Genomic DNA, 25,985 nt, shown 5'->3' on the forward strand with positions numbered 1-25,985 from the left:
CGGGGATGCCGGCCGGGGGGATCAGTGGAGCTTGAGGCGGGGGTCGGTGCTGCGGCCGATGCGGTCGCTGAGCATCAGCAGCAGGGTGCGGAAGCTGCCGTAGAGCGCCATCTGGTGCATGCGGTAGAGCGAGATGTAGAACATGCGCGCCAGCCAGCCTTCGAGCTTGACGCTGCCCATCAGGTTGCCCATGAGGTTGCCGACGGCGCTGAAGCTGGAGAGCGAGATCAGCGAGCCGTAGTCCTTGTAGCGGTACTCGGGCAGGTCCTGCTGGCCGGCGATGCGCAGCTTCATTGACTTCACCAGCAGGGAGGCCTGCTGGTGGGCGGCCTGGGCACGGGGCGGGACGTTGCGGTCGCTGCCGTCGCCCAGGGGGCAGGCGGCACAGTCGCCGAAGGCGAAGATGTTCTCGTCGCGGGTGGTCTGCAGGCTGGGCTTGACCACCAACTGGTTGATGCGGTTGCTCTCCAGGCCATCGAGCTCCTTGAGGAAGGCGGGGGCGCGGATGCCGGCGGCCCAGACCTTGAGGCTGGCGGGGATCTCCTCGCCCTGGGCGGTGCGCAGGCCCTCGGCGGTGACTTCGCTGACCGCGGCGCCGGTCATCACGGTGACGCCCAGTTGCTCCAGGGTCTTGTGCACCGGCGCGCTGATGCGCTCGGGCAGCGCCGGCAGCACGCGCGGGCCGGCCTCGATCAGGGTGATGCGCATGTTCTCCGGCTGGATGCTGTCCAGGCCGTAGGCGGCCAGCTCGCGGGCGGCGTGGTGCAGCTCGGCGGCCAGCTCGACGCCCGTGGCGCCGGCACCGACGATGGCGACGCTGATCTGGTCGCTGTTGCCTTCACGGGCGTGGGCGCGCAGGTAGTGGCTGAGCAACTGGCGGTGGAAGCGCTCGGCCTGCTCGCGGGTGTCGAGGAAGATGCAGTGGCGCGAGGCGCCTTCGGTGCCGAAGTCGTTGGTGGTGCTGCCGACGGCTATCACCAGGGTGTCGTAGGCCACTTCGCGGGCGGGCACCAGTTCGCGGCCGTCCTCGTCGAGGGTGGCGGCGAGCTGGATGGCCTTGCGCTCGCGGTCCAGCCCGCTCATGCGGCCAAGCTGGAACTCGAAGTGGTTCCACTTGCCCTGGGCGACGTAGTTGAGCTCGTTCTCCGTGGAGTTCAAGGAGCCGGCGGCCACTTCGTGCAGCAGGGGTTTCCAGATGTGCGTCAGGTTGGCATCGGCCAGGATGACCTTGGCCTGGCCTTTCTTGCCCAGGGTTCTACCCAGACGGGTGGCGAGCTCCAGCCCGCCGGCGCCGCCGCCGACGATCACGATACGATGGGACATGGGGATATCTCACAAGGCTATAGGAATTCTTATGTGTCGCGCCGGGCGAGCGCAGGAGGCGGCTCATAGCACCAGTCGCGCGAGGAGGCGGCTCAGCAGGCCCAGGCCGATCACCATCACCAGCAGGATCGCCAGCAGGCGCCAGGGCTTGAACGGCTCGCGTTCCACCTGGTGCTGGGGGAGATTCAGGTACTGGTCGACCCTCTGCTGGTCTTCGGGTGTCAGGCGGCTGGTCATGGGAAGCCTCGACGGGGGAATGGGCTCATTCTAGCTGCGTGTTTCGGCCAGGCTCAATCGACGGCGCGATTAATTCGACTGCTGCGTCACAGGCCGATCCCGGCATCGAAGATCACCGTTCGACCCAGGTTGGCGCGCAGAAATTCCGGGGCATCCGGATGGGCGAAGAGCACGCGGGCATAGGTGGAACCGACGATGGACAGCGAGCGCCAGCCCTGGCGGAGAAACTCCGTGGGCGGCGGGAAGGGGCTGTTGAAATCGGGCACCGAGCGCTTGAGGTTGACGAAGGCGACCAGGTCCAGCTCGCCCAGGTCGAGGCCGCGCTCGGTGTAGTTGTGGGCCTTCTTGCGCAGCGTCGGGGCGAGGCGGCCCTGCAACTCGGCGGTGGCGATGCGCTTGGGCCGGGCTTCGCGCCGCACCAGTTGGGCGAGGGAGAAGGCGCTGCGCCGGCGCTCCAGCTCGGCCCGCCATTCATCGTTGAGCCGGCGGCCCTCGTCGAGGACGAAGAACACCTCGAAGGCGGCATCGCGGAACAGCACGTCCGGCGGCTCGCTGCCGGTGCTGAAGTCCTCCAGCCGATGGGGCACGTTGAGGGCCTGCAGCAGGCGCTGGCAGACCCAGCGCTCGCGTTCCCACTTGCGGGCGTTGGAGAGGAAGTCGTTGGCCTGTTCCGCCTGGCGGGTCAGCAGGCGCAGGTAGTCGGATTCGTCCATGAGCGGAGCTTAGCCTCGCCGCGCCTCGCTGTGGTAGCCCGACGCGGCATACGGGCACGGCGCCGTGCGGCGGGCCTTGGTATAGACTCGGGAGCCTGTTCTGGAGCCTGTCATGCAACTGCGCACCCTCACCCCCGCCGACCATTCCCGACTGCTGGCCCTCTGGAGCCGGACGCCGGGTATCCGCCTGCGCCCGGAGGACGAGTACGCGCCGTTCTGCGCCTATCTCGCGCGAAACCCGGGGCTGAGCCTGCTGGTCGAGGCCGGCGACGAGGTGGTTGCCTGCCTGATGGCGGGGCACGATGGTCGTCGCGGCTACCTGCAGCACCTGGTGGTCGAGGAGGCCTTTCGCGGGCGCGGGCTGGCGCGGAGGATGCTCGAGGAGGTGCTGGCGCGGCTGGCCGAGCAGGGCATCGGCAAGTCCCATGTCTTCGTCTTGCGCGATGCGCCGCAGGCGCTGGCCTTCTGGCAGGCGCAGGAGGGCTGGGGCGAGCGTGGGGATATCCAGGTTTTTTCCACAAGGGGAGCGAGTGAATGAAAGCGGTTTTCGTGGTGGTGCTGATGGCGTGGATGGGGCTTGCCCAGGCGCAGGAGGAGGGTTCACGGCTCGCGCCCTGGACGCTGCTGGACCAGTACGACCAGCCTTACACCCTCGATGACGGGCTGCGGCTGTTGCTGGTGGCCCGCGACATGGACGGCGCGAAGCTGGTCAAGGCGGCGCTGGAGGGGCAACCCAAGGGTTACCTGGAGGCACGCAAGGCGGTGTTCCTCGCCGATGTCAGTCGTATGCCGGCGGTGATCGCCAAGCTCTTCGCGGTGCCGGCGATGCGTGACTACAACTACCGGGTGATGCTGGACCGCGAGTCTCGCGTGGCGCCCCGTTATCCGGCCGAGGCGGGCAGCGTGCTGCTGTTGCGCCTGGAAGGTGGCGTGGTGCGTGAAACCCTGACCTTCACCGATGCCGCGGCGCTGCGTGCCGTTCTCGAGTCCTCCGCAGAGTGATCGCGTCCCAGCTGCTCTCCACCACCAGCCTGGGCCTGGGCTGGGCCATCTACCTGCCGGCCATCGCCTGGGCGGTCTGGCGGGCCCCGTGGGTCGAGCTGTTCAGCGATACGCGGCGACAGCACCTGCTGTTCGGCACGGTGCTGGCGTTGTTCCTGCTGTGGATGGTGCGGCGGGATTTCGATTCGGGCGTGTCCTACCACTTCATCGGCATGACGGCCGTGACGCTGTTGCTGGACTGGCCGCTGGCGGTGCTGGGCGGGCTGGCGGCTCAGCTCGGCCTGGTGGCGCTGGGACGCCAGGACTTCGCCGCGCTCGGCATCAACGGTGCGTTGCTGGTGTTGCTGCCGGTGCTGGTGACCGAGTGCTGCGCCATCTGGGTGGAGCGCTTCCAGCCGCGCAACCTGTTCGTCTACATCTTCTGCTGCGGCTTCTTCCCCGCTGCGCTGGCGGCGCTGCTGTGCACACTGCTGGGTTTGGGCATCCTCTGGCTGGACGGCATCTTCCCGATGCCTCCCTGGCTGGAGGACTTCGTCGGCTACCTCTGGCTGGTGATGTTCCCCGAGGCCTTCATCAACGGCACGGCGGTGACGGCGCTGGTGGTGTTCTATCCGGACTGGCTGGAGACCTTCAACCGCTCGCGCTACCTGCAGGCGCCCTGGAAGGACGACGAGCCGAAGTGATGGCCGGGAATTCACCAGGGGCATGACGCCTGGCAGCTTGATCCCGATCAATTATCCACAGCCCCCCGCACGCTGATCATGGCGCCTTCACAGACGATGAGCGGGAGATGGCCATGCACAAATGGGCGCGCGAGATGCTGGATCGGGAGCTGGCGGCGGCCGGCGCGGCGGGGATGGACGAGGCGTTGGCGCTGCGAGCGCTGCTCAGCGAGGTGGTGGAGCGCAGCAAGGCGGTGCGGCCGATCGAGGACCTGGCCCAGGAGCTGTGTTTCCTGGCCGACAACCTCGATGACGAACGCGACTACGCCTTCATGCGCCCCTGAGGCTCAGTGCCCGCGCTCGGGCAGGTCGCTGGAGAAGAGATCGTCTTCCTGGATGTCGCCGGGGATCGCATGTTCCTCGGCGGCCCAGGCGCCCAGGTCGATCAGCTTGCAGCGCTCGGAGCAGAAGGGCCGGCTGGGGCTCTGCGGGCCCCATTCGACGGGGGCGCCACAGGTGGGGCATTCGACGGTCATGGGTTGGCTCATGCTTGGCCTCCGCGCAGGGTCAGGTAGAAGGCGTGCAGGCGTTCGACTTCGCGCTGCAGCCATTTCAGGTCACGGTCGTTGACCAGGACGTCATCCGCCGCTTCCAGGCGTTTTTCGCGGCTGGCCTGGGCCTTGAGGATGGCGCCGACCTGTTCTTCGGACACCTTGTCCCGGGCCATGGTGCGCTGGACCTGCACCGCCTCCGGTGCGTCGACCACCAGCACGCGCTGGGTCATGCGGTGCTGGCCGGACTCGATCAGCAGCGGCGAGACGAGGATGGCGTAGGGCGATTGGGCGCTGGCCAGGTCGCGGACGATCTCCTCGCCTATCAGTGGGTGCAGCAGGTTTTCCAGCCAGCGGCGCTCTTCCGGCTGCTCGAAGATGCGCTGGCGCAGCGTGGCGCGATCGAGCTGGCCGTCGGCCTGCAGCACATCGCGGCCAAAGTGCTCGGTGATCTGTGCGAGGGCAGGGCGGCCGGGCTCGACCACCCAGCGCGCCGCATGGTCGGCGTCCACCAGGTGCACGCCGAGGTTGCCGAAATGGGAGGCGACGGCGCTCTTGCCGCTGCCGATGCCGCCCGTAAGGCCAAGGATCCAGGGTTTGTTCATCAGAAACCGGCGAAGTGGAGATAGGTCCCGGTTATTTGATCACCCCAGAGCAATGCAATCCAGCCGGCAATGGCCAGGTAGGGGCCGAAGGGGATGGGCGTGCTGCTGTCCGCGTCGCGCAGCTTGAGGATGATGATCCCCAGTATCGCGCCCACCAGGGATGACAGCAGGATGGTCAGTGGCAGCACCTGCCAGCCACCCCAGGCGCCGAGCATCGCCAGCAGCTTGAAGTCGCCGTAGCCCATGCCTTCCCTGCTGGTCACCAGCTTGAACGCCCAGTACACCGACCACAGGCTGAGATAGCCGCCCACCGCGCCCCAGAGTGCATCGCTGGGCGTGGCGAACATGCCCTGGTTATTGAGGATCAGCCCGAGCCACAGCAGCGGCAGCACGAGGGAATCCGGCAGCAGCTGGTGGTCGACGTCGATCATGCTCATCGCCAGCAGGCCCCAGGTCAGCACCAGGAACGCCCCGGCCTGCCAGGTGAAGCCGAAATGCCAGGCGACATAGGCCGACAATAGGCCGCATGCCAGTTCCACCAGCGGGTAGCGCTTCTTGATCGGCGCCTTGCACGAGGAGCACTTGCCACCCAAGGCCAGCCAACTCACTACCGGGATGTTCTCCCAGGCCTGGATCTCATGCTGGCAATGCGGGCAGCGCGAGTTCGGCAGGATCAGGTTGAAGGTCTCGCCCTTGGGCTCCGCCGGCAACTCCAACGCCTCCCGCGCCTGCGCCTTCCAGTCGCGGAACATCATTACCGGCAGGCGGTAGATCACGACGTTGAGGAAGCTGCCGACGAGAAGGCCGAGGAGGAATATGCAGAAAACAAAGGCCGGCAAGTTGCCGGCCAGAAAGTCGAGGACTGTCACTTATCCCACTACCGAACCGAGCTGGAAGATAGGCAGGTACATCGCGATGATCAGGCCGCCGACCAGTACGCCGAGGACGGCCATGATCATGGGCTCCATCAGCGTGGTCAGGTTGTCGACGGCGTTGTCGACTTCTTCCTCATAGAACGAGGCGACCTTGTCGAGCATGCTGTCTAGCGCGCCTGACTCTTCACCAATGGCTGTCATCTGGATGGCCATGGATGGGAATACCCCAGTGGTGCGCATGGAGAAGTTCAGCTGCATGCCGGTGGAGACGTCCTGCTTGACCTTGGTGACCGCGTTTTTGAAAACCACGTTGCCCGTGGCGCCAGATACTGAGTCCAGTGCCTCCACGAGCGGAACACCCGCAGCAAATGTAGTGGACAACGTGCGTGCGAACCGGGCAACAGCAGACTTGTAGAGGATGTCACCTACTATCGGCAGCTTCAGGACCCCACGATCCATGGCATCGCGGAACTTCTCGGAGCGCCGATGTGCTTCACGCAACGTAAAGGAAGCACCAAAAATAGCGATCAGGAAGACGAACCACCAGGTTTGCAAGACCTCAGAGAGATTGATGACCATCTGAGTAAAGGCTGGCAGCTCTGCTCCAAAGCCCGAGAATATCGCTTGGAACTGGGGGACGACCTTGATCAATAGGATGGCCGATACAATCAATGCCACTAGGACGACTGCGATGGGGTATGTCATCGCCTTCTTGATCTTGGCCTTCAGGGATTCGGTCTTTTCCTTATAGGTGGCAATACGGTCAAGGAGGTTTTCGAGTGCGCCCGCCTGTTCGCCTGAGTCCACCAAGTTGCAATAAAGGTCATCAAAGAAGAGTGGTTTCTTACGAAGTGAGTTGGCGAGGCTGTTGCCCGAGGCCACCTCTTGCTTCACTTCATCAACCAGTTTGCGCATGTTCTGGTTGTCGAATCCTTCTCCGATGATGTCAAAGCTTTGAAGAAGAGGAACACCTGCCTTCATCATGGTGGCCATTTGTCGAGTGAAAAGCGCAATGTCCAAAGGCTTGATCTTCTTGCCCGCACCGAAAAGGGAGGCCGCTTTCTTACGTACCTTTGTCGGGTTGACCCCTTGCTTGCGCAGTTGCGCTTTCACCAGCGCAGGGTTAAGTCCGCTGATTTCACCGCTGACCTTGCTACCTTTCTTGTCGGTGCCTTCCCATTTGAAGACGCTCGCTTTTAGTGCTTTTTCCGCCATGGATTAGTCCTTGGTCACGCGGTTGACTTCCTCGAGGCTGGTTACGCCTTGCATGGCTTTCAGCAGGCCCGAAGCGCGCAGATCATTGAAGCCGTCTTTACGCATCTGCGCAGCGATATCAATGGAGTTGCCTTCCTCCATGATAATGCGTTGTAGCGCAGCCGTGTTTTTAACCACTTCATAAATACCGACCCTGCCCTTGTAGCCTCCCTTGCAGTTTTCGCAACCCGCAGGGCCATAGATCTTGAAAGTGCCGATCTTGCTCTCGGGGAAGCCTTCCTTGAGCAGCGTTTCACGAGGCACCTCGACCTCCTTCTTGCAACTGCTGCAGAGCTTCCTGGCCAGGCGCTGCGCGATGATGAGGTTGACCGACGTTGCGATATTGAAGGCCGGGACCCCCATGTTGCGCAGGCGGGTCAAGGTTTCCGCTGCGCTGTTAGTGTGCAGCGTGGACATCACCATGTGACCGGTCTGCGCCGCCTTGATGGCGATTTCGGCAGTCTCGAGGTCACGAATCTCGCCGACCATGATCACGTCCGGGTCTTGGCGTAGAAAGGCGCGAAGGGCCTGGGCGAAGTCCATGCCCTGGCGCGGATTGACGTTGACTTGGTTGATGCCTTCCAGGTTGATTTCCACAGGGTCTTCAGCTGTGGATATGTTGATATCGACCGTATTGAGGATGTTTAGGCCAGTATAAAGCGAAACCGTTTTGCCCGAACCAGTTGGGCCTGTCACCAAGATCATGCCTTGAGGCTGTTTCAGGGCGCTTAGATAGAGCTCTTTCTGCACCTCCTCGTACCCGAGGGCATCGATACCCATCTGAGCACTGGAAGGGTCGAGAATCCGCATCACGATCTTTTCGCCCCAGAGCGTCGGCAGGCTATTGACGCGGAAGTCGATGGCCTTGGTCTTGGAAATCTTCATCTTTATCCGACCGTCCTGTGGTTTGCGGCGTTCGGAGATGTCAAGGGCGGCCATGACCTTTAAGCGAGCAGAGATCCTGCTAGCTAGCTGTATAGGGGGACGTGCCACTTCATGGAGAATGCCGTCGGTGCGAAGGCGGACTCGGTAGCTTTTCTCGTAGGGTTCAAAATGAAGGTCTGAAGAGCCTCCCTTGATTGCGTCGAGTAGCATTTTGTTGACGAAGCGAACAACTGGAGCATCGTCAGCATCACCTCCCCCACCTTTATCGTCCTTGTCATCATCCACTGCCTCGATATCGACACCATCCAAGTCGACATCGCCTAAATCATCCATGCCGCTGTTTGACGACTCGAAGAAGCGCTCTATCGCTTCGCCGATCTTGTCGTCTTCGACAAGGATCGCTTCCGTTGTCAGTCCGGTACTGAACTGCACATCTGTGATGGCTTGATGATTGGTTGGGTCTGATACACCAATGAAGAGCTTGTTGCCCCTCCTCCATAGAGGGATGACACGATGCTGGCGAACCAGTTTTTCGCTGATGAGGTCTTTGGGCTGGGAGTCCTTGTCGATAGCGCTGAGGTCAAAGAAGGGAACCCCGAACTGCTCGGCAGCAATCTCCGCCAGTGGGCGGCTCTTCACCAGCTTGTTCTGAACGATATAGGTCACCAGCGACATTTTATTGCGCAGCGCCTGCTGCTGTGCTTGCTGAGCACTTTTCTCGTCAAGCAGCTCCGCGATGACGATCTGGCGCGCCAGACCTGTGAGGGGAATTGAGTCGCTCATCAAGCATGCATCCGTTTGGCTGGTGTATCTCAAGAGTGTACTAGAGCAATACAGGCAGAAATAAACAAGGCACCCGAAGGTGCCTTGTTTAGAGCAGATTAAATCAGTTGCAGCCGCGAGGACGGAAGTCTGCGTTGGCAGTGGAGTTGCAGACCCAGCTTCCATCAGTGGCACGACGGAGAGTATGGACAGCCACAGAGGGTTGCTTCAGAGCCGGGCTGGCCTGGTTGTCGAAGGTGAAGGTCAGAGTACCGCTTCCATCGGCAGCAAAGTTGGCGGCGATTGTGCCCAGGGGGCTGGCGCTGGAGGTGGTACCCAGCAGGCCGAGGCTGCTGAGGGATCCGCCAGCTACTCCACGAGCAAAAGCATCTTCCACTGCGGTCTTCAGCGGAGCAATGGCCTGGAGGCCGGTATTTGCTTCCGAGCGAGCGATGTAGTTGCGGTACGCCGGGATGGCGATGGCGGCCAGGATGCCAATAATGGCGACAACAATCATCAGTTCGATCAGGGTGAAGCCTTTTTGAGCTTTCATTCGTGTTTCTCCGAGGTAGATGTTTACGACTGCATTGGCAGCTGACATGCTTTAAGCAAGAGTCTTGCCAACTTTCTCTGAGGCGCTCCCTGCGGGTGGCGGCCAGAGTAGGCAGGGTAAAACTGACAAAAAACGTCAATGAGTTGCCAAGAATGCTTAGGCCAAATGCTCTGCGGGTTTTCTCTTTCATTGTGGTGATGCTAGCGATTTCCTTTAGCAACCCACTCCATCTCTTTCCTTCGCTTAACTACATTGAAGAGCTCATCGCAGCGTGTTCCGTGGTAGCGGGTTCAGCTTGGCTGATGTGGTGTCACCGGGAATATCGGTTTTCGGTGGTCTCTGCCCTTTGGCTGGTATTGGGCGGGCTTTTCCTTGTCTCTGCACTGATTCAGCCAGCTACTTTCGACTCGGGGAAACTTGCATACCTTCTATATTGGTTTATGGGGGCGCTGGCTTTAGTCGTGGGTGAGCAGCTGGACTGGTCCGATTGGCGTACTGCTGATCGTTTGGCTTGGGTGTTGTTCGTCTGCGCAGTATTTGGAGCTGTCGTGGGGGGGCTTAGACATTTTGGCCTTCTATGGACTGGATTCGACGCTTTTGTCCCCAAGGTTCAGACGGAGCGAATGATTGGCTTAATCGGGCAGAGCAACTACTTCGGGTATCTCTGTTTGATGGGGGTCCTATCTGGAGCATGGCTACACCACCGGCGTGCTATCAATGCTATTTCTCTGATTATTGGCGCGGCTTTATGCATTCTCGGGCTGCTGATGTCTGGGTCCAGGTCTGCATTGCTCGCATGGCTTTGTCTAGTGATTTTTTTATGGCTGAGGGGGCAGGCGCGAGGGCGATACTGCGCGGTGCTGACTTGTGGTGTGCTTTGTACTCTCGCTCTAATGCCCGTTGTGCCTGAACTGATCCAGTTGTTCTCTCAGTTCGTCCCGGAGGGTGTGCTGGATGGCCGTTTGCAAGCTATTGGGCAGCGTGGGGTAGACAGCCCGGCGCGACTGACGGAGTGGAAGATCGCATTTGATGTTTGGAAGGGGAGTCCCTGGCTGGGGGTTGGGGTTGGAAACTATTCTCATGCTGCGTATACAGAGCACATTGCTCAGGGAATAAGCTCAAGTGCGGGGTTATTTACGCACAGTCACAATGTCGTCTTGCAGTTGCTTGTTGAGTTGGGAGTGCTGGGAGGTGTTTGGTGTCTGGTGTTTGGTGTGTTCTTCTGCTTTTTAGCATGGTCTGCTTTGAAGGATGAAGCTAGTCAGCTGCCGGTTTCCATTGTTTTGATATTTGCAATTTATAGTTTGTTTGAGTTTCCGCTGTGGATAATGAATTTTCTGATTCTGAACCTTTTGCTGATAGGAAGTCTGTCTAGTACGGGAGTAGTGCTGAAGCTTCGTCTACACAAGATTTTTTCGATTGTTCTTGGTTTTGTGTTGTTTGTAACGCTGGCTGTTTATGTGCCTTTAGTGGAGCGTTTTTACTGGTCCTACGTCCAGTATCTTGTTCGGGCGCCAGTGAAGGTTGAGCAGTACGACTTCATGAGCGCCATGATGAAGGACCCCCTGATGGAGTCGACGAGCTATATTATTTATTTCGCCAACTTCCAGGTGTCTAAAAAAACAGCGGCTCAGGAGCGCGAGGTTCTGGAAAGATTTCGGGGCTATGTACCGTATCCACCGCTGATGGCGCGGCTTGCTATCATTCAGGTTGCCATGGGGGATGTAGAGGCGGGTAAAGAAACTGTGCGAGAGAGTCGTATCTACTATGGAACCAGTGGTATTGAGGGTTTCATAAGTACTGCTCTTGAAGAAGCAGAGGTGGCCTTCCCAGGCGTCGATTTCTCTGTCCTTTTCGAGAAATGAGCACATTGATTGCCCCTCCGCTCAATGCTAAATTCCGCCCCGCCGCCGGTGTAGCTCAGTAGGTAGAGCAGCGCACTCGTAACGCGAAGGTCGCAGGTTCGATTCCTGTCTCCGGCACCAGCTCAAACAAAAAGCCCCGCTTCGGCGGGGCTTTTTGTTGGGCGCTATATAAAGGAAAGGGTCAGATGCTCAGGCGCATCGACAGGTCGACGGCCCTGACGTCTTTGGTCAGGGTGCCGATGGAGATGTAGTCGACGCCGGTCTCGGCGATGGTGCGCAGGGTGGTGTCGTTGATGCCGCCGGAGGCTTCGAGCTTGGCGCGGCCGGCGGTGAGGGTGACGGCGGTGCGCATGTCGTCGAGGCTGAGTTCGTCGAGCATGACGATGTCGGCGCCGGCGGCCAGGGCCTGGTTGAGTTCGTCGAGGCTTTCCACTTCGATCTCCACCGGCTTGCCGGGGGCGATGCGGTGGGCGGTGGTGATGGCTTCCGCGATACCGCCGCAGGCGGCGATGTGGTTTTCCTTGATGAGGAAGGCGTCGTACAGGCCGATGCGGTGGTTATGGCCGCCGCCGCAGGTAACGGCGTACTTCTGCGCCAGGCGCAGGCCGGGGAGGGTCTTGCGGGTGTCCAGCAGCTTCACCTGGGTGCCCTGTACCAGTTCCACGTAGTGGGCGACGCGGGTGGCGACGCCGGAGAGGCACTGGAGGAAGTTCAGCGCGCTGCGCTCGCCGCTGAGCAGGGCGCGGGCGGGTCCTTCGAGGTGGAACAGCGGCTGGTTCGGCCGCACCTTGTCGCCATCGGCCACCTGCCAGTGCACCGCCACCCGTGGGTCGATCTGACGGAACACCGCATCGACCCACGCGGTCCCAGCAATGACCGCCGCTTCACGGGTGATGATGGTTGCGTGGGCCAGGCGCTCCTCGGGGATCAGTTGGGCGGTGATGTCGCCGCTGCCGACGTCCTCGGTCAGGGCGCGGCGCACGTTGGCTTCGATTTCCGCGTTCAGGTCGGCGAGTTTGAGGTTGGGCATGGGATGCTCCGCTGCAGAATGGCGCGATTATAGAGGCAGGCGACCGCTGGTACAGCGTTGGTGGCAACTGTCTTGGGCTTTCTGCTAGATATTCAGGGGATGGGTAGGTCTGACAGAGGCCGGCCTACAAAGGGCAGGGACATCTGTGACGTATTTCATGTCTGGAGGAAATCTCCCCTTGGTTGCGACGTGAGTATCCCTATAATGATTCTGACTTTCTCTATTTGACGCCAGAAGCTTGACGTTAGGGATAACTCCCCGTTTATAGCTGTGCAACCAGCGAAGCCCCCTAGTTCGGGCGCTGGTTGCGGGAGATTCGCTATGCAGACCGACGCGAACGTGGTGCCCCTGAACAAGGGCGCCTCCGAGCTATCGCCAACTTCGCCGGTAGGAAGGCTGCCCGTGGCACTTATCCAGGTGCGCGACAAGGCTGCACAACAGCTGAAGCAAGCGCTGCAGGCGCTATTCGACAACGCGGACGACACCCTCTTCCAGATGGCCGACCGTGCGACCAGCAACGCCGAGCAGAACGCCTTCTTCGAGGCGATGCGCGACTTGCGCCTGAAGCGCAAGAGCATTGAGCGCGGCTTCCTGCAGAAAGTGTTCGAGACCTTCTCCAACCTCAACCAGTACGAGATCGGCAAGCCGCCGGTGCTGGATGCGGTCTCCTTCGAAAGCCTGAGCCTGGTGCAGAACGACGAGCTGGAAGAGTCCGTCGCCCTCGACGCCATGGTCGCCAAGGTGATGAGCCGCGACGGCATCGCCCTTGGCCACCTGACCACCCGCCTCAACACCCTGGTCACCAAGAAGATCGAGGACAAGAGCAACCCGCTCGGCCCGCGCGCGCTGTGCGAAGCCTTCCTCGATGCCTGCCGCAGCCTGGGCGTGGAGATCAAGGTCAAGCTGATCATCTTCAAGCTGTTCGAGAAGTACGTCCTCAGCGACCTCGACCAGCTCTACGCCGAATCCAACCAGGCGCTGATCACCGCCGGTGTGCTGCCCGAGCTCAAGTCCGCGCCGCCGGCCCGTCGTCCCCAGGGGCGCGCCCCGGGTGCCGCCCGCTCCGCCCAGGCCGCCGAAGGTGGCCAGGTTGCCGGTGAAGGCGCCTACATGGACGAAGGCGTGCAGGAAGTCTTCGGCGCCCTCCAGGAGCTGCTGTCCCAGGTCCGGGGTTCCGGTACCGGCGCCGGGATCGGCATGGGGCGTCGCGAGGTACCGGCCGATGCGGTGCCCATCACCAGCAACGACCTGATGCGCCTGCTCTCGCACCTCCAGCAGCACCTGCCTGCGCAGAATGCGAGTGATGTCGACCTGCGCTTCCAGCTCGACAACCTGCTCACCCGTGCCAGCGCCAAGAGCGGCAAGTCCCGTGTCGTGGGCCAGGTGGACGACGACGTCATCAACCTGGTGTCGATGCTCTTCGAGTTCATCCTCGATGACCGCTCCCTGCCGGATTCGCTCAAGGCCCTGATCGGCCGCCTGCAGATTCCGATGCTCAAGGTCGCGGTGCTGGACAAGACCTTCTTCAGCCGTGGCAGCCACCCGGCGCGCCGGCTGCTCAACGAGATCGCCTCGGCCGCCATGGGCTGGAGCGAGCAGGACGACGTCCAGCGCGATGCCCTGTACCAGCGCATCGAGCAGGTCGTGCTGCGCCTGCTGAACGATTTCGTCGACGACCCGACCATCTTCTCCGACCTGCTGTCCGACTTCCTCGCCTACACCGGTGACGAGCGCCGTCGCAGTGATCTGCTGGAACAGCGCACCCGTGATGCCGAGGAAGGTCGCGCCAAGGCCGAGCTGGCACGCCAGCAGGTCGAGCAGGCCCTGAACGAGCGTCTCTTGGGCCGCACCCTGCCCGAAGTGGTGGTGCGCCTGCTGCAGGAGGCCTGGAGCAAGGTCATGCTGCTGACCTGCCTCAAGCACGGCGTCGGCTCCGAGGAATGGCAGGCCACCCTGTCGACCATGGACGACCTGATCTGGAGCGTGGAGTCCCACGAAGCGCCCGAGGCACGCATGCGCCTCCTGGAACTGGTCCCCGGCCTGCTCAAGGCGCTGCGCGAGGGGCTGACCAGCGCCGCTTTCGACCCGTTCTCCACCAGCGAATTCTTCAGCCAGCTGGAAACCCTGCACGTGCAGGCCTTCCAGCGCTTCAAGCGCGTCGAGACCGAGCCCGTACCGGCTCCGGTGGTGGACGCCGAGGAAGGCCAGGAGCCGGGCGTCATCGCGGAAATCGAGATGCCCCTGCTCGACCTGCCCGCCGACCTGGAGGTGGGCATGCCCGCCGAAGCGCCGGCGATGGTCGAGGTGGTCGAGGAGATCGTCCTGCTCGCACCGGGCGAGACCCGTGCGCCCGAGCCCGAAGCCGCCCTGCCGGATGACGACGAGGCCCTGGACCAGGTCGACAACCTGCGTGTCGGCAGCTGGGTCGAGTTCCAGGAAGACGAGGAGCACAAGGTGCGCTGCAAGCTGGCGGCCATCATCAAGCCCACCGGCAAGTACATCTTCGTCAACCGCACCGGCATGAAGGTGCTGGAGAAGACCCGCATGGGGCTGGCCGTCGAGTTCCGCCGCCAGGCCATCCGCCTGCTGGACGACGCCCTGTTGTTCGACCGCGCGCTGGAGTCGGTCATCGGCAACCTGCGCCGACTCAAGGGCGCCTGATCCCTCGCTCCGCCCCCCGACGCCCGGCTTGCCGGGCGTCGTCGTTTCAGGGCCTTGGCCCTGGGCTTCGCCTGCTCTAGAGTGTCCGCCAACCAAGGAGCCCACCATGCAGCCGGACCCCGCGACAGGTTGGTGCCAAGGCGCCCGCCACTGCCCCTCGCCGAACTTCAATGCCCGCCCGGAGGGGGAGATCTCCCTGCTGGTCATCCACAACATCAGCCTGCCGCCCGGCCAGTTCGGCACCGGCAAGGTCCAGCAGTTCTTCCAGAACCGGCTGGACGCCGCCGAGCATCCCTACTTCGCCGACATCGCCGCCATGCAGGTCTCGGCGCACTTCCTCATCGAGCGCGACGGCGCCGTCACCCAGTTCGTCTCCTGCCTGGACCGCGCCTGGCATGCCGGCAAGTCCTTCTTCGAGGGGCGTGAGAACTGCAACGACTTTTCCCTCGGCATCGAGTTGGAGGGCACCGACGACCAGCCCTATTCCGAGGCCCAGTACACCGTGCTCGGCCAGCTCGCGCGCGGCCTGCTGCGCGCCTATCCCGGGATCACCCCGGAGCGTGTCCGGGGGCACAGCGACATCGCTCCCGGGCGCAAGACCGATCCCGGTCCCGGATTCGATTGGGCGCGCTTTCGCGCCAGCCTGCACGACAAGGAGGTAGACGCATGAGTTTCCTGGTTCTCCTGCTGGTGCTCTGGGTGGAGAAGTTCTCCAGCCTGCGCCAGCGCATCCAGCAGGACGGGCCCTGGCTGCGCCAGCTGGCCCGCCTTTCCGGCAACCCGCGCCTGGCCGGGCGCCCCTGGGCGATCCTCGGCCTGCTGGTGGTGCTGCCATTGGTGGTCCTGGCCCTCTTGCTGATGGCCCTGCAACCGCTCGCCTATGGTTGGCTGGCCTTGCCGTTGCACCTGCTGGTGGTGATCTACGCCCTCGGGCGCGGTGACGTCCAGGCGGACCTCGGCTCCTTCCGCGATGCCTGGCGCCGGGGTGACGTACAGGGCGCCTACCATGTCGCCGAGCGTGACCTGGGCCTCGAGGTGGAAGAGGGCGATGACCTGCTGCTGCGGGTTCAGGGGCATCTCGTCTGGCAGGCCTACCAGAGCTTCTTCGCGGTGATCTTCTGGTACTTCCTGCTGGGCCCGGTTGCGGCCCTGGCCTATCGCCTGCTGGCCCTGGCCGCCGAGCACGCCGAGGAGCCCGCCCTGCGCGAGCGTGCCGCGCAGATGCGCCATGCCTTCGATTGGGTGCCGGTGCGGGTGCTGGCAGCGAGCTTCTCGCTGGTGGGCAATTTCGTCGCGGTCAGCCGCGTGCTGCTGCATGAGTTGCTGAACTGGGACATCGCCGCCGAGCGCTTCGTGGTCATCGCCGGGCGCGCCGCCGGCGAGCTGCCGGACGACACGGCCGGTGAGGCGGGCGTGGCCAGCCTGGATGCGCTCTGGCACCTGCTGGTCCGGGCCGCCGTGCTCTGGTACGCCGGCTTCGCCCTCTGGACCCTTCTGTTCTGACGATGCGACCGGCGGCGCAATGCCGCCGGTCCGGCCCGCGCCTGCCGGGTCGCGCTCCGAGCGTTCTTAACCTTAAGTTACAGAATGTTCCGCCGATATCAGGTACACAGTTCCTGCACCTTGTCGGGCATTTCGTGACATGCATCACGTTTATTGCGCGGCATCGTTAGTCCTTATCTGTCACCCACAGGTCGGACGATCTGGGACGGCCGCACTGCCAGATGCGATCCTTGGCCGCCCCCGAGGCGACCCATAAGAATAATTAGGAAACAGGAGACGTCTTGTGAAGACCGTGTTGTATCCGGCCATCGCGCTGATGAATCGCCTCAGCTTCGGCATGAAATTCAGTCTGATCAGCGTGTTGTTCTTCCTGCCGATGCTGGTCACCAACTTCTACCTGGTGCGCGAGTCCTACCAGGAATTCGTCAGCACCCGTTCCGAGCTGGAAAGCCTCGATCTGCTGGGCGCCAGCCAGGGCATCCGGCGCAACCTGGAAAACCTCAACGACCTGGTGCTGATCAATTCGCTGATCGGCCAGTCCGGGCAGGCCGGCGATCTCGATACGCGCATCGGCAAGCTGGAGAAGGACCTGGCCGACGCCCTCGAGAAACTCGCACCCGTCACCACCGATCCGGAACAGGTCGCCGAGTTCAACAACAAGCGCGAGGAGATGCTCAAGGGCCTGCAGGCGGCCGGTAAAGAGACGTCCCTGCAGAGCAAGAGCGCCATGATCGAGAAGCAGTTGGGCAACGCCCAGGTGTTCATCAAGCTGGTCGCCAGCCAGGCCGGCCTCAGCCAGGACAGCCAGCGCGACGTGCGCCAGGTGGCCGAGCTGGTCACCGGGGTCACCTCGACCGTCACCGCCGCCATCAGCAAGGGGCGCGCCATCGGCGCCTACTCCCTGGGCCAGGGTTTCCTCAATTCCGCCGCCAGCACCAAGCTGGACGACCTGCTGCTGGAGCTGGAGAAGATCGGCTCCGAATACGGCCTGAAGATCCAGGACGCCCTCAACGGCAACCCGCGCGCCCAGGCGGCCCTGGCCGACCTCGGCAACGCCAGCCGCGAGACCCTCAAGCAGAGCGCCACGCTGTTCGAGGACCAGGTGATCATGGCCGACACCCTCGACACCCCCTGGCCGCAGTTCTACGACCAGGCCACCGCGCAGATGGACAAGACCTACCAGCTCAATGACGCCGCGCTCGGCTTCCTCAAGAGCGAGCTGGAAAAGCGCCTCGGCGAGAAGCGCGCCCAGACCGTGCTGCTGGTGGTCGCCCTGGTGGTGGTGTTCCTCGCCATCGTCTACCTCTACAGCGGTTTCTACGTCTCCACCCGCACCACCCTCAAGAGCCTCGGCCGGGTCATGGACCAGGTCGCCGCCGGCGACATGACCGTCAACTTCCGCGCCCAGAGCCGCGATGAGCTGGGCGAGCTGGGCCAGGTGTTCAACGGCACGGTGGCGAAGATCCATGACCTGATCGAGCTGGTCGGCCAGACCGTCGTCGAGGTCGAGCGCCAGGCGGGACGCGTGCAGAACGTCTCGGAGGAGAGCAACCAGGCCGTCGCCGGCCAGCGCAGCCAGATCGAGCAGGTGGCCACGGCGATGAACGAGATGTCCGCCACTGCCCAGGAGGTCGCCCGCAGTGCCGCCGCCGCAGTGAACAGCGCGCACAGCGTGAACGAGGAGACCGTCAGCGGCCGCGCCCTGGTGGAATCCCAGCTTGGCAGCATCGAGCGCCTGGCCCAGGAGATCGAGCAGTCGGTGAACGTGATCAACCAGCTCGCCTCCGACAGCGCCTCCATCAGCCGCGTGCTGGAGGTGATCAAGGGCATCGCCGAGCAGACCAACCTGCTGGCGCTCAATGCCGCCATCGAGGCCGCCCGCGCCGGTGAACAGGGTCGCGGCTTCGCCGTGGTGGCCGACGAGGTCCGTACCCTGGCCAAGCGCACCCAGCAGTCGACCGAGGAGATCGAGCAGATGATCGCCAAGCTCCAGGGCGGCGTTGGCGCGGCGGTCAAAGCGATGAACACCAGCCACCAGATGGCCGACGGCACCGTCAACCAGTCCGGCCGCGTGCAGCAGGCGCTGGAGAACATCCTGGGGGCGGTGGGCATGATCGTCGACCAGAACCAGCAGATCGCCGCCGCTGCCGAGCAGCAGACCGCCGTGGCCCACGACATCGACCAGAACATCGTCGAGATCAACAGCGCCGGCGAGCGCACCGCCCTGGGCGCCAGCCAGACCGAGCAGGCCAGCCGCCAGCTTTCCGAGCAGGTTGCGCAGCTCAAGCAGCTGATCGGCGCGTTCCGCGTCTGATCCGGTGCGCCACGCAAAAGCCCGCCGATTGGCGGGCTTTTTCGTTTATTGGAGGCGCCGCCGGTGGGCTGAAGCCCACCCTACATCTGGCCTGTGGAGCTTCGTAGCCCGGGCTTCAGCCCGGGAGGGGCTCCCAGCCGAACAGCTCGCAGGCGTTGCGGCTGCTGGCGGCGGCTAGCGCGTCCGGGGGGATGCCCAGCAAGTCGGCGAGATTGGCGCAGATGTCCGGCAGGTACTCGGGGCTGTTGCGTTGCTGCGGATGCATGGACGGCGCCATGTCCGGGGCATCGGTCTCCAGCACGATGGCTTCCAGCGGCAACTGCGGCACCACCTTGCGCAAGCGGTTGGCCTGGGGCCAGGTGGGGGCGCCGCCGAGGCCCAGGCGGAAGCCCAGCTTCAGGTACTCGCGCGCTTCCTCGACGCTGCCGGCGAAGGCGTGGACGATGCCGGCCCGTTGCAGGCGGAAGCGCTTGAGGGTGGCGATCACTGCCGCGTGGCTTCTGCGCACGTGCAGCAGCACCGGCAACTGTGCGTCGGCCGCGATGGCGAGCTGGGCCTCGAACAGCGCCTGCTGGGCGTCGCGGTCGAGGTCTTCGAGGTAATAGTCCAGGCCGATCTCGCCAACCGCGCAGAGCTTGGGGTGCCCGGCATGGGCCAGGAGCATCGTGCGCAGTTCATCCAGGTGGGCAGGCTGGTGTTCGCCCAGGTAGATGGGGTGCAGGCCGAACGCGGCGTAGAGGTCGTCCTGGGTGGTGGCCAGCTCCCAGATACGTTGCCAATTGCCCCGCGTCACGCCCATCAGCACCTGACGCTTCACGCCCAGCGCACGGGCGCGGTCGAGCACCTCGGCGCGGTCGGCGTCGAACTCGGGAAAGTCCAGGTGGGTGTGGGTGTCGATCAGCATCGGGGCGGCGGTCGCATCAGGGGATGGGGTACAGCCTAGCCCAGAGGCGCCGCCGGGAAGCGGCGCCTCGATCGGCGCTCGCGATCAGTGGTGTTCGCGGGTGGCGCGGAACTTGATGTCCGGCCAGCGCTCTTCCATCAGGGCCAGGTTGACGCGGGTCGGGGCCAGGTAGGTGAGGTGGCCGCCGCCGTCCACGGAGAGGTTCTCCATGGCCTTGTCCTTGAACTCCTTGAGCTTCTTCTCGTCCTTGCACTCGATCCAGCGCGCCGACCAGACGTTGATCTGCTCGTAGGCGCACTCGACCTTGTATTCCTCCTTCAGGCGGCTGGCGACGACGTCGAACTGCAGCACGCCGACCGCGCCGAGGATGATGTCGTTGTTGCGCTCGGGGAAGAACACCTGGGTGGCGCCTTCCTCGGCCAGTTCCTGCAGGCCCTGGCGCAGCTGCTTGGATTTCAGCGGGTCCTTCAGGCGCACGCGGCGGAACAGCTCGGGGGCGAAGTGCGGGATACCGGTGAAGCCCAGCGCCTCGCCTTCGGTGAAGGTGTCGCCGATCTGGATGGTGCCGTGGTTGTGCAGGCCGATGATGTCGCCGGCGAAGGCTTCATCGAGCTGCTCGCGCTCGCTGGAGAAGAAGGTCAGCGCGTCGGCGATCTTCACGTCCTTGCCCAGGCGCACGTGGCGCATCTTCATGCCCTTCTCGTACTTGCCCGAGCAGATGCGCATGAAGGCGATGCGGTCGCGGTGCTTGGGGTCCATGTTCGCCTGGATCTTGAACACGAAGCCGGAGAACTTCTCCTCGGTCGGCTCCACCACGCGCTCGTGGGCGGCGCGCGACAGCGGGCGCGGGGCCCAGTCGACCACGGCGTCGAGCACCTGGTCGACGCCGAAGTTGCCCAGCGCGGTGCCGAAGAACACCGGGGTCATGCGGCCCTGGTGGAACTCCTCTTCATCGAACTCGTGGCAGGCACCCTGTACCAGCTCGAGTTGCTCGACGAAGTTGTCATAGAGGTCGCCCAGGTGCGCGCGGGCTTCGTCCGAGTCGAGCTTCTCGATCACCTTGATCTCGGTGCGCTCGTGGCCGTGGCCCGGGGTGTAGACGATGATCTTGTCGGCGGCCAGGTGGTAGACGCCCTTGAAGTCCTTGTAGCAGCCGATGGGCCAGGTGATGGGCGCGGCCTTGATCTTCAGCACCGCCTCGATCTCGTCGAGCAGCTCGATGGGGTCGCGGATGTCGCGGTCCAGCTTGTTGATGAAGCTGACGATGGGCGTATCGCGCAGGCGGCACACGTCCATCAGGGCGATGGTGCGCGGCTCCACGCCCTTGCCGCCGTCGAGGACCATCAGCGCCGAGTCCACCGCGGTCAGGGTGCGGTAGGTGTCTTCGGAGAAGTCTTCGTGGCCGGGGGTGTCGAGCAGGTTGATCATGTGCTCGCGGTAGGGGAACTGCATCACCGAGGTGGTGATGGAGATGCCGCGCTGCTTCTCCATCTCCATCCAGTCGGAGGTCGCGTGGCGGTCGGACTTGCGCGACTTCACCGTACCGGCGACCGCGATCGCCTTGCCCATCAGCAGGAGCTTCTCGGTGATGGTGGTCTTACCGGCGTCGGGGTGGGAAATGATGGCGAAGGTGCGGCGTTTGGCGACTTCGGCGGCCTGGATGGTCATGGATATGTGCCTGGCTGGAAACGGTTGCAGGCCATGCGCGGCCCGAAAAGCGCGGAATTATAGCGGGAAACGCCCGGTGGATCAGTCCGCATGTCGCAGGCGGCGTGCCCGGCCTTTTCGGCACCCCTCGGGGCGATGCGCCTGAACCCTCGCGGGCATCATCGGTCTGTCAGAAAAGAGGGCCATGATCGCCTGGCCCGAGCACGCCCCGATGCGCTGCGAAGGCCGCCGGCAGCGGTTTTGTGCAGCATTCCATGACGGTTTGTTTTGAATACAGAACAGTCAACAGGTAACGCGACAAAGGGATGCGATAAAGCGGCATTTTTTGATTGATCTGCGCTTCCCATGGTCCTAAAGTTCGCGCCCGAACGTCCATGCTGGAAACGATCCATCCGGCTCAAGTACTGACGACGAGAGGTTGGCAGCCGCAAGGCTGTAGATCCTCGGCGACATGCCTTGGGAAGTAGGCGAACCAAAGTGGGGAAACGGATTAGACGTTCAGGCTTTTCGCACCAAGCCCATCCCTTGCAACTTTTGTGTTTTTTGCCCAATGGAGCCCCAGTATGTCGATCAAGGTCGAAGACTATTTCGCACCCGCCACTTTCCAGCGCATGAAGGCATTCGCCGATCAGCACGAAACCCCCTTCGTGGTCATCGACAAGCAGACCATCGCCGATGCCTATGACCAACTGGTCGGCTGCTTCCCCTTCGCCAAGATCTACTACGCGGTCAAGGCCAACCCGGCCACCGAGATCACCGAGCTGCTGCGCGACAAGGGCTCCAACTTCGACATCGCCTCCATCTACGAGCTGGACAAGGTGATGAAGACCGGCGTCGGCCCGGAGCGCATCAGCTACGGCAACACCATCAAGAAAGCCAAGGACATCCGCTACTTCTTCGAGAAGGGAGTGCGCCTGTTCGCCACCGACTCCGAGGCGGACCTGCGCAACATCGCCAAGGCTGCGCCGGGCTCGAAGATCTACGTGCGCATCCTCACCGAGGGTTCCACCTCCGCCGACTGGCCGCTGTCGCGCAAGTTCGGCTGCAACCCCGACATGGCCCTGGACCTGCTGATCCTCGCCAAGCAGCTGGGCCTGGAACCCTACGGCCTGTCCTTCCACGTGGGCAGCCAGCAGCGCGACATCGACGTGTGGGACGCCGCCATCGCCAAGGTCAAGGTGATCTTCGAGCGCCTCAAGGAAGAAGACGGCATCACCCTGAAGATGATCAACATGGGCGGTGGCTTTCCGGCCAACTACATCCAGCGCACCAACGCCCTGGAGACCTACGCCGAGGAGATCACCCGCTTCCTCAAGGAAGACTTCGGCGACGAGCTGCCGGAAATCATCCTGGAGCCGGGTCGCTCGCTGATCGCCAACGCCGGCATCCTGGTCAGCGAAGTGGTACTGGTGGCACGCAAGTCGCGCACCGCCGTGGAGCGCTGGGTCTACACCGACGTGGGCAAGTTCTCCGGCCTGATCGAAACCATGGACGAGTCCATCAAGTTCCCCATCTGGACCGAGAAGAAGGGCGAGATGGAAGAAGTGGTCATCGCCGGCCCGACCTGCGACAGCGCCGACATCATGTACGAGAACTACAAGTACGGCCTGCCCCTGAACCTGGCCAGCGGCGACCGCCTCTACTGGCTCTCCACCGGTGCGTACACCACCAGCTACAGCGCGGTGGAGTTCAACGGCTTCCCGCCGCTGAAGGCCTTCTACCTGTAAGCGCCGGCCCGAAGGAAAAAGCCTGCTCCGGCAGGCTTTTTTATGCCCTCGTGGTACCTGGGACCGCAGCGGCTGCCCAGGAGCCCGTGCCGTCGCGGCATGCCGGCTACGGGCGAAGGTAAATAGAAAGTAAAACGCGTCGAACACTCTGTTTGTGAAACTTATTCTCAAATAGAATCGCATCCCATCTGAGAATCCATGGCCTCCGTCCGACCGGCTGATGGCGGCTGTCTGTTTTCCACAAGGGGTCACCGTGTTCAAGAAAGTCCTGTTCCAGTTGCACTGGCTCCTCGGCATCAGTGCCGGCCTGGTGTTGTCCGTCATGGGCGTCACTGGCGCCGCCTACAGCTTCCAGGACGAAATCCTCGAATGGCTCAACGCCGATACCCTGCGCGTCGAGGTGCGGGACGCCGGCGTGCTGCCGCCGGCCGAACTGGTGCGCAGGATCGAGGCCGCCGAGGGCAAGCAGGTGTCCGGGCTCTGGGTCGAGACCCAATCGGGCAAGGCCGCACGGGTGTTCTTCATGCCACCGCCCGGCGAGCGCCGTGGCCCCATGCGCTGGTTCGATCCCTACAGCGGAGAATTGCTGGGCGAACCGGCTGGCCAGCCGTTCTTCGGCCTGATGCTGCAACTGCACCGCTTCCTCGCCATGGGCGAGACCGGCAAGCAGATCACCGCCGCCAGCACCCTGGCACTGATCTTCTTCTGCCTCTCCGGCCTCTACCTGCGCTGGCCGCGCCAGGCCGGCAGCTGGCGCGCCTGGCTGACCCTGGACTGGGCGCGCAAGGGCCGCAGCTTCAACTGGGACCTGCACGCCGTGGCCGGCACCTGGTGCCTGGCGCTCTACCTCCTGGCCGCACTCACCGGCCTGTTCTGGTCCTACGAGTGGTACCGCGCCGGTCTGCAGCGCCTGCTGGCCGATGCACCCGTCGAACAGCAGCAGGGCAAGCCGGGCGAGCGCCGTGGTGAAGGCCGTGGCGAGCGCCGCGAAGGCGGCCGCCCGGGTATGCAGCAAGCCCCGTCGGGCCCGCCGCTGGTGGTGGACTACGACGCCGTCTGGGCCAGCATCCGCGAGGCGGCCGGCCCCGGCATGACCGCCTACAACCTGCGCCTGCCCCCGGTGGGCGGCCAGCCGGCGACGGTGTTCTTCCTGCTGGAGGATGCCGCCCACCCGCGCGCGCTGAACCAGATCACCCTCGACCCGGCCACCGGCAAGGTCGCCCGCGTCGAGCGCTACGCCGAGAAGAGCTTCAAGGCGCAGCTGCTCACCAGCATCTACGCCCTGCACGTGGGCGAGTACTTCGGCTTGCCCGGGCGCATCCTGATGATGCTGGCGAGCCTCGCCATGCCGCTGTTCTTCATCACCGGCTGGCTGCTCTACCTCGACCGCCGGCGCAAGAAGCGCGCGATCAAGGCGGCTCGTGGTGGCCTCGGCCAGGGCGGTGACGGCGAGCCCTGGCTGATCGGCTTCGCCAGCCAGAGCGGCTTCGCCGAGCAGCTCGCCTGGCAGAGTGCGGGGCAGCTGCAGGCCGCCGGCCTCCCGGTGCGTGTGCAGCAACTGGGCGAGCTGGACGCCGGGCAACTGGCCGAGGCGCGCAATGCCCTGTTCGTGGTCAGCACTTTTGGCGACGGCGAGGCCCCGGACGCCGCTCGCAGCTTTGAACGCAAAGTGCTGGGCCAGGCTTCGCAACTGGCTGACCTGCGTTTTGCCGTGCTCGCCCTGGGCGACCGCCAGTACCGGCACTTCTGTGGCTTCGCCCACCGCCTGCAGGCCTGGCTCCAGGGGCAGGGCGCCAACCCCCTGTTCGATACGGTGGAAGTGGACAACGGCGATGCCGGCGCGCTGCAGAGCTGGCAGCAACGACTGGCCGGCCTGTCCGGCTCCAGCCTGGTGCCGGCATGGACCGAGCAGCCTTTCGAAACCTGGACCCTGGACGCTCGCGAACACCTCAACCCCGGCAGCCAGGGTGAATCCACCTGGCTGCTGCGCCTGGGTGCCCCGGCGGGCAGCCGGATCAGCTGGCAGGCCGGCGACCTGGTGGAGATCCTCCCGCGGCAGGCCGACTCGCGCATCCAGCGCTGGCTCGACCAGCATGGCCTCGACGGCGAGGCCCCGGTCACCGTGGACGGCATCGCCCAGCCCCTGCGCCAGGCCCTGGGCGCGCGCCTGCTGCCGGACTCCTTCGAGCACCTGGTGGGCCTGCACCCGCAGGCGCTGCTGGATGCGCTGATCGTGCTCTCGGTGCGCCAGTACTCCATCGCCTCCCTGGAAAGCGACGGCGCCCTGGAGCTGATCGTGCGCCAGGAGCAGCACGCCGACGGGACCCTGGGCATCGCCTCCGGCTGGCTCACCCATTACCTGCCGACCGGCGCCAGCCTGCCGCTGCGCCTGCGTCGCAACGCCCGGTTCCACCGCCTGGAAGGCGAGCGCCCGGCCATCTTCATCGGCAACGGCACCGGCATCGCCGGCCTGCGTGCGCTGCTCAAGGCCAACGTCGCCGCCGGCAACGGCCGCAACTGGCTGCTGTTCGGCGAGCGCAACCAGGCCCACGACTACTACTGCCGCGACGAGATCGAAGGCTGGCTGGCCAGTGGTGAGCTGGAGCGGCTGGACCTGGCCTTTTCCCGCGACCAGGCACACAAGGTCTATGTGCAGGATCGCCTGCGCGAAGCCGGCGCCGAGGTCCGTGCCTGGGTCGAGGCGGGCGCGGTGTTCTATATCTGCGGCAGCCTGCAGGGCATGGCCGACGGTGTCGATGGTGTCCTGCGCGAGCTCCTGGGTGACGAGGGCCTGGACCGTCTCGCCGCCGAAGGCCGCTACCGCCGCGACGTGTATTGATCGGTTCATGGGCTGTGCTTCAGGCCCGGGTGTGCTTCCCGGGCTGAAGCCC

The 25,985-nt window shown here is 63.8% G+C and carries 23 protein-coding genes, 1 tRNA gene and 1 pseudogene; 13 read left to right on the forward strand and 12 right to left on the reverse strand.

Annotated elements, in window-relative coordinates; genetic code table 11:
• Positions 1 to 21 precede the first annotated feature (21 nt).
• The 3 genes from DMX10_RS24900 to DMX10_RS24910 form a co-directional block, all read right to left on the reverse strand.
• Positions 22 to 1,323 (reverse strand): NAD(P)/FAD-dependent oxidoreductase, encoded by a 1,302-nt coding sequence (locus tag DMX10_RS24900; protein WP_111263615.1) that lies wholly within the window; start codon positions 1,321 to 1,323, stop codon positions 22 to 24.
• A gap of 63 nt (positions 1,324 to 1,386) precedes the next feature.
• Positions 1,387 to 1,560: a DUF3094 family protein gene (locus DMX10_RS24905; protein WP_111263616.1), complete on the reverse strand. Its 174-nt coding sequence runs from the start codon at positions 1,558 to 1,560 to the stop codon at positions 1,387 to 1,389.
• 86 nt (positions 1,561 to 1,646) lie between these two features.
• Complete coding sequence (locus tag DMX10_RS24910; RefSeq protein WP_111263617.1) at positions 1,647 to 2,273, reverse strand: DUF1780 domain-containing protein; 627 nt, start codon at positions 2,271 to 2,273, stop codon at positions 1,647 to 1,649.
• Positions 2,274 to 2,385: 112 nt separating this feature from the next.
• On the opposite strand from DMX10_RS24910, the gene DMX10_RS24915 reads away from it, so the two are divergent.
• From DMX10_RS24915 to DMX10_RS24930, 4 genes are all read left to right on the forward strand, one after another.
• Positions 2,386 to 2,811 carry a GNAT family N-acetyltransferase gene (locus DMX10_RS24915; protein ID WP_111263618.1) on the forward strand — a complete coding sequence of 142 codons (426 nt, stop codon included), beginning with the start codon at positions 2,386 to 2,388 and terminating at the stop codon, positions 2,809 to 2,811.
• On the forward strand, positions 2,808 to 3,275 hold the full coding sequence (locus DMX10_RS24920; RefSeq protein WP_111263619.1) for an FAD/FMN-containing dehydrogenase: 468 nt from the start codon (positions 2,808 to 2,810) through the stop codon (positions 3,273 to 3,275). Before DMX10_RS24915 ends, DMX10_RS24920 begins: the two co-directional genes overlap by 4 nt.
• A complete protein-coding gene (locus DMX10_RS24925; RefSeq protein WP_111263620.1) occupies positions 3,272 to 3,958 on the forward strand; it encodes an energy-coupling factor ABC transporter permease in 687 nt (228 codons plus the stop codon). Before DMX10_RS24920 ends, DMX10_RS24925 begins: the two co-directional genes overlap by 4 nt.
• A gap of 113 nt (positions 3,959 to 4,071) precedes the next feature.
• Positions 4,072 to 4,281 (forward strand): hypothetical protein, encoded by a 210-nt coding sequence (locus DMX10_RS24930; protein WP_371921727.1) that lies wholly within the window; start codon positions 4,072 to 4,074, stop codon positions 4,279 to 4,281.
• Positions 4,282 to 4,284: 3 nt separating this feature from the next.
• Here DMX10_RS24930 and yacG read toward each other — a convergent pair whose 3' ends face one another.
• The 6 genes from yacG to DMX10_RS24960 form a co-directional block, all read right to left on the reverse strand.
• Entirely contained in the window at positions 4,285 to 4,485 is a 201-nt protein-coding gene (gene yacG / locus DMX10_RS24935) for a DNA gyrase inhibitor YacG (protein WP_111263622.1), read from the reverse strand.
• Positions 4,482 to 5,093, reverse strand: a complete 612-nt coding sequence (gene coaE / locus DMX10_RS24940) for a dephospho-CoA kinase (RefSeq protein ID WP_111263623.1) — start codon at positions 5,091 to 5,093, stop codon at positions 4,482 to 4,484. The genes yacG and coaE overlap by 4 nt, the downstream gene beginning before the upstream one ends.
• Positions 5,093 to 5,962, reverse strand: coding sequence for an A24 family peptidase (locus DMX10_RS24945; RefSeq protein ID WP_111263624.1), 870 nt, complete (start codon positions 5,960 to 5,962; stop codon positions 5,093 to 5,095). The genes coaE and DMX10_RS24945 overlap by 1 nt, the downstream gene beginning before the upstream one ends.
• A complete protein-coding gene (locus DMX10_RS24950; RefSeq protein WP_111263625.1) occupies positions 5,963 to 7,183 on the reverse strand; it encodes a type II secretion system F family protein in 1,221 nt (406 codons plus the stop codon). It abuts the gene before it with no gap.
• 3 nt (positions 7,184 to 7,186) lie between these two features.
• Positions 7,187 to 8,890 carry a type IV-A pilus assembly ATPase PilB gene (pilB, locus tag DMX10_RS24955; RefSeq protein ID WP_111263626.1) on the reverse strand — a complete coding sequence of 568 codons (1,704 nt, stop codon included), beginning with the start codon at positions 8,888 to 8,890 and terminating at the stop codon, positions 7,187 to 7,189.
• Between the two features lie 103 nt (positions 8,891 to 8,993).
• Positions 8,994 to 9,422, reverse strand: coding sequence for a pilin (locus tag DMX10_RS24960; RefSeq protein WP_111263627.1), 429 nt, complete (start codon positions 9,420 to 9,422; stop codon positions 8,994 to 8,996).
• A gap of 152 nt (positions 9,423 to 9,574) precedes the next feature.
• On the opposite strand from DMX10_RS24960, the gene DMX10_RS24965 reads away from it, so the two are divergent.
• Together DMX10_RS24965 and DMX10_RS24970 are read left to right on the forward strand one after the other, a co-directional pair.
• Complete coding sequence (locus DMX10_RS24965; protein WP_111263628.1) at positions 9,575 to 11,287, forward strand: O-antigen ligase; 1,713 nt, start codon at positions 9,575 to 9,577, stop codon at positions 11,285 to 11,287.
• Positions 11,288 to 11,331: 44 nt separating this feature from the next.
• Positions 11,332 to 11,407, forward strand: a tRNA-Thr gene (locus DMX10_RS24970).
• Between the two features lie 61 nt (positions 11,408 to 11,468).
• Here the strand turns inward: DMX10_RS24970 and nadC are convergent.
• Positions 11,469 to 12,317 (reverse strand): carboxylating nicotinate-nucleotide diphosphorylase, encoded by an 849-nt coding sequence (gene nadC / locus DMX10_RS24975; protein WP_111263629.1) that lies wholly within the window; start codon positions 12,315 to 12,317, stop codon positions 11,469 to 11,471.
• Positions 12,318 to 12,638: 321 nt separating this feature from the next.
• Between nadC and DMX10_RS24980 the strand changes: the two genes are divergently transcribed.
• The 5 genes and pseudogenes from DMX10_RS24980 (at position 12,639) to DMX10_RS33750 (ending at position 18,795) form a co-directional block, all read left to right on the forward strand.
• Positions 12,639 to 14,978 carry a DUF1631 domain-containing protein gene (locus tag DMX10_RS24980; protein WP_111263630.1) on the forward strand — a complete coding sequence of 780 codons (2,340 nt, stop codon included), beginning with the start codon at positions 12,639 to 12,641 and terminating at the stop codon, positions 14,976 to 14,978.
• 106 nt (positions 14,979 to 15,084) lie between these two features.
• Positions 15,085 to 15,648, forward strand: coding sequence for a 1,6-anhydro-N-acetylmuramyl-L-alanine amidase AmpD (ampD, locus tag DMX10_RS24985; protein ID WP_111263631.1), 564 nt, complete (start codon positions 15,085 to 15,087; stop codon positions 15,646 to 15,648).
• On the forward strand, positions 15,645 to 16,481 hold the full coding sequence (gene ampE, locus DMX10_RS24990; protein ID WP_111263632.1) for a regulatory signaling modulator protein AmpE: 837 nt from the start codon (positions 15,645 to 15,647) through the stop codon (positions 16,479 to 16,481). Before ampD ends, ampE begins: the two co-directional genes overlap by 4 nt.
• Before the next feature lie 1,165 nt (positions 16,482 to 17,646).
• Positions 17,647 to 17,937: pseudogene (locus DMX10_RS33745) on the forward strand (HAMP domain-containing protein); the annotation flags it as partial.
• A 153-nt stretch (positions 17,938 to 18,090) separates the two neighbouring features.
• Positions 18,091 to 18,795 (forward strand): methyl-accepting chemotaxis protein, encoded by a 705-nt coding sequence (locus DMX10_RS33750; RefSeq protein ID WP_371921728.1) that lies wholly within the window; start codon positions 18,091 to 18,093, stop codon positions 18,793 to 18,795.
• Positions 18,796 to 18,910: 115 nt separating this feature from the next.
• Here the strand turns inward: DMX10_RS33750 and DMX10_RS25000 are convergent, their stop codons facing one another.
• On the reverse strand, positions 18,911 to 19,699 hold the full coding sequence (locus tag DMX10_RS25000) for a TatD family hydrolase (protein WP_111263634.1): 789 nt from the start codon (positions 19,697 to 19,699) through the stop codon (positions 18,911 to 18,913).
• 84 nt (positions 19,700 to 19,783) lie between these two features.
• Positions 19,784 to 21,367 (reverse strand): peptide chain release factor 3, encoded by a 1,584-nt coding sequence (locus DMX10_RS25005; RefSeq protein ID WP_111263635.1) that lies wholly within the window; start codon positions 21,365 to 21,367, stop codon positions 19,784 to 19,786.
• Between the two features lie 563 nt (positions 21,368 to 21,930).
• Between DMX10_RS25005 and DMX10_RS25010 the strand changes: the two genes are divergently transcribed.
• Positions 21,931 to 23,094, forward strand: coding sequence for a type III PLP-dependent enzyme (locus tag DMX10_RS25010; protein ID WP_111263636.1), 1,164 nt, complete (start codon positions 21,931 to 21,933; stop codon positions 23,092 to 23,094).
• Positions 23,095 to 23,314: 220 nt separating this feature from the next.
• The gene (locus DMX10_RS25015; RefSeq protein WP_111263637.1) at positions 23,315 to 25,933 is read left to right on the forward strand and encodes a sulfite reductase flavoprotein subunit alpha; all 2,619 of its coding nucleotides are present in this window, start codon (positions 23,315 to 23,317) and stop codon (positions 25,931 to 25,933) included.
• Positions 25,934 to 25,985: the final 52 nt, after the last annotated feature.

Origin of the sequence: Pseudomonas sp. 57B-090624, from assembly GCF_003234055.1 — a bacterium.
Lineage (GTDB): Bacteria > Pseudomonadota > Gammaproteobacteria > Pseudomonadales > Pseudomonadaceae > Metapseudomonas > Metapseudomonas tohonis.

What these genes read in the sequence shown, in the direction of transcription:
- DMX10_RS24980 (WP_111263630.1), top strand. Translation starts at nt 12,639, where the DNA reads ATGCAGACCGACGCGAACGTGGTGCCCCTGAACAAGGGCGCCTCCGAG.
- DMX10_RS25010 (WP_111263636.1), top strand. Translation starts at nt 21,931, where the DNA reads ATGTCGATCAAGGTCGAAGACTATTTCGCACCCGCCACTTTCCAGCGC.
- DMX10_RS24920 (WP_111263619.1), top strand. Translation starts at nt 2,808, where the DNA reads ATGAAAGCGGTTTTCGTGGTGGTGCTGATGGCGTGGATGGGGCTTGCC.
- DMX10_RS24910 (WP_111263617.1), bottom strand. Translation starts at nt 2,273, where the DNA reads ATGGACGAATCCGACTACCTGCGCCTGCTGACCCGCCAGGCGGAACAG.
- DMX10_RS24960 (WP_111263627.1), bottom strand. Translation starts at nt 9,422, where the DNA reads ATGAAAGCTCAAAAAGGCTTCACCCTGATCGAACTGATGATTGTTGTC.
- pilB (WP_111263626.1), bottom strand. Translation starts at nt 8,890, where the DNA reads ATGAGCGACTCAATTCCCCTCACAGGTCTGGCGCGCCAGATCGTCATC.
- DMX10_RS24950 (WP_111263625.1), bottom strand. Translation starts at nt 7,183, where the DNA reads ATGGCGGAAAAAGCACTAAAAGCGAGCGTCTTCAAATGGGAAGGCACC.
- yacG (WP_111263622.1), bottom strand. Translation starts at nt 4,485, where the DNA reads ATGAGCCAACCCATGACCGTCGAATGCCCCACCTGTGGCGCCCCCGTC.
- DMX10_RS33750 (WP_371921728.1), top strand. Translation starts at nt 18,091, where the DNA reads ATGTCCGCCACTGCCCAGGAGGTCGCCCGCAGTGCCGCCGCCGCAGTG.
- DMX10_RS24900 (WP_111263615.1), bottom strand. Translation starts at nt 1,323, where the DNA reads ATGTCCCATCGTATCGTGATCGTCGGCGGCGGCGCCGGCGGGCTGGAG.
- DMX10_RS24915 (WP_111263618.1), top strand. Translation starts at nt 2,386, where the DNA reads ATGCAACTGCGCACCCTCACCCCCGCCGACCATTCCCGACTGCTGGCC.
- ampD (WP_111263631.1), top strand. Translation starts at nt 15,085, where the DNA reads ATGCAGCCGGACCCCGCGACAGGTTGGTGCCAAGGCGCCCGCCACTGC.
- ampE (WP_111263632.1), top strand. Translation starts at nt 15,645, where the DNA reads ATGAGTTTCCTGGTTCTCCTGCTGGTGCTCTGGGTGGAGAAGTTCTCC.
- coaE (WP_111263623.1), bottom strand. Translation starts at nt 5,093, where the DNA reads ATGAACAAACCCTGGATCCTTGGCCTTACGGGCGGCATCGGCAGCGGC.
- DMX10_RS24930 (WP_371921727.1), top strand. Translation starts at nt 4,072, where the DNA reads ATGCACAAATGGGCGCGCGAGATGCTGGATCGGGAGCTGGCGGCGGCC.
- DMX10_RS25005 (WP_111263635.1), bottom strand. Translation starts at nt 21,367, where the DNA reads ATGACCATCCAGGCCGCCGAAGTCGCCAAACGCCGCACCTTCGCCATC.
- DMX10_RS24965 (WP_111263628.1), top strand. Translation starts at nt 9,575, where the DNA reads ATGCTTAGGCCAAATGCTCTGCGGGTTTTCTCTTTCATTGTGGTGATG.
- DMX10_RS25000 (WP_111263634.1), bottom strand. Translation starts at nt 19,699, where the DNA reads ATGCTGATCGACACCCACACCCACCTGGACTTTCCCGAGTTCGACGCC.
- nadC (WP_111263629.1), bottom strand. Translation starts at nt 12,317, where the DNA reads ATGCCCAACCTCAAACTCGCCGACCTGAACGCGGAAATCGAAGCCAAC.
- DMX10_RS24905 (WP_111263616.1), bottom strand. Translation starts at nt 1,560, where the DNA reads ATGACCAGCCGCCTGACACCCGAAGACCAGCAGAGGGTCGACCAGTAC.
- DMX10_RS25015 (WP_111263637.1), top strand. Translation starts at nt 23,315, where the DNA reads ATGGCGGCTGTCTGTTTTCCACAAGGGGTCACCGTGTTCAAGAAAGTC.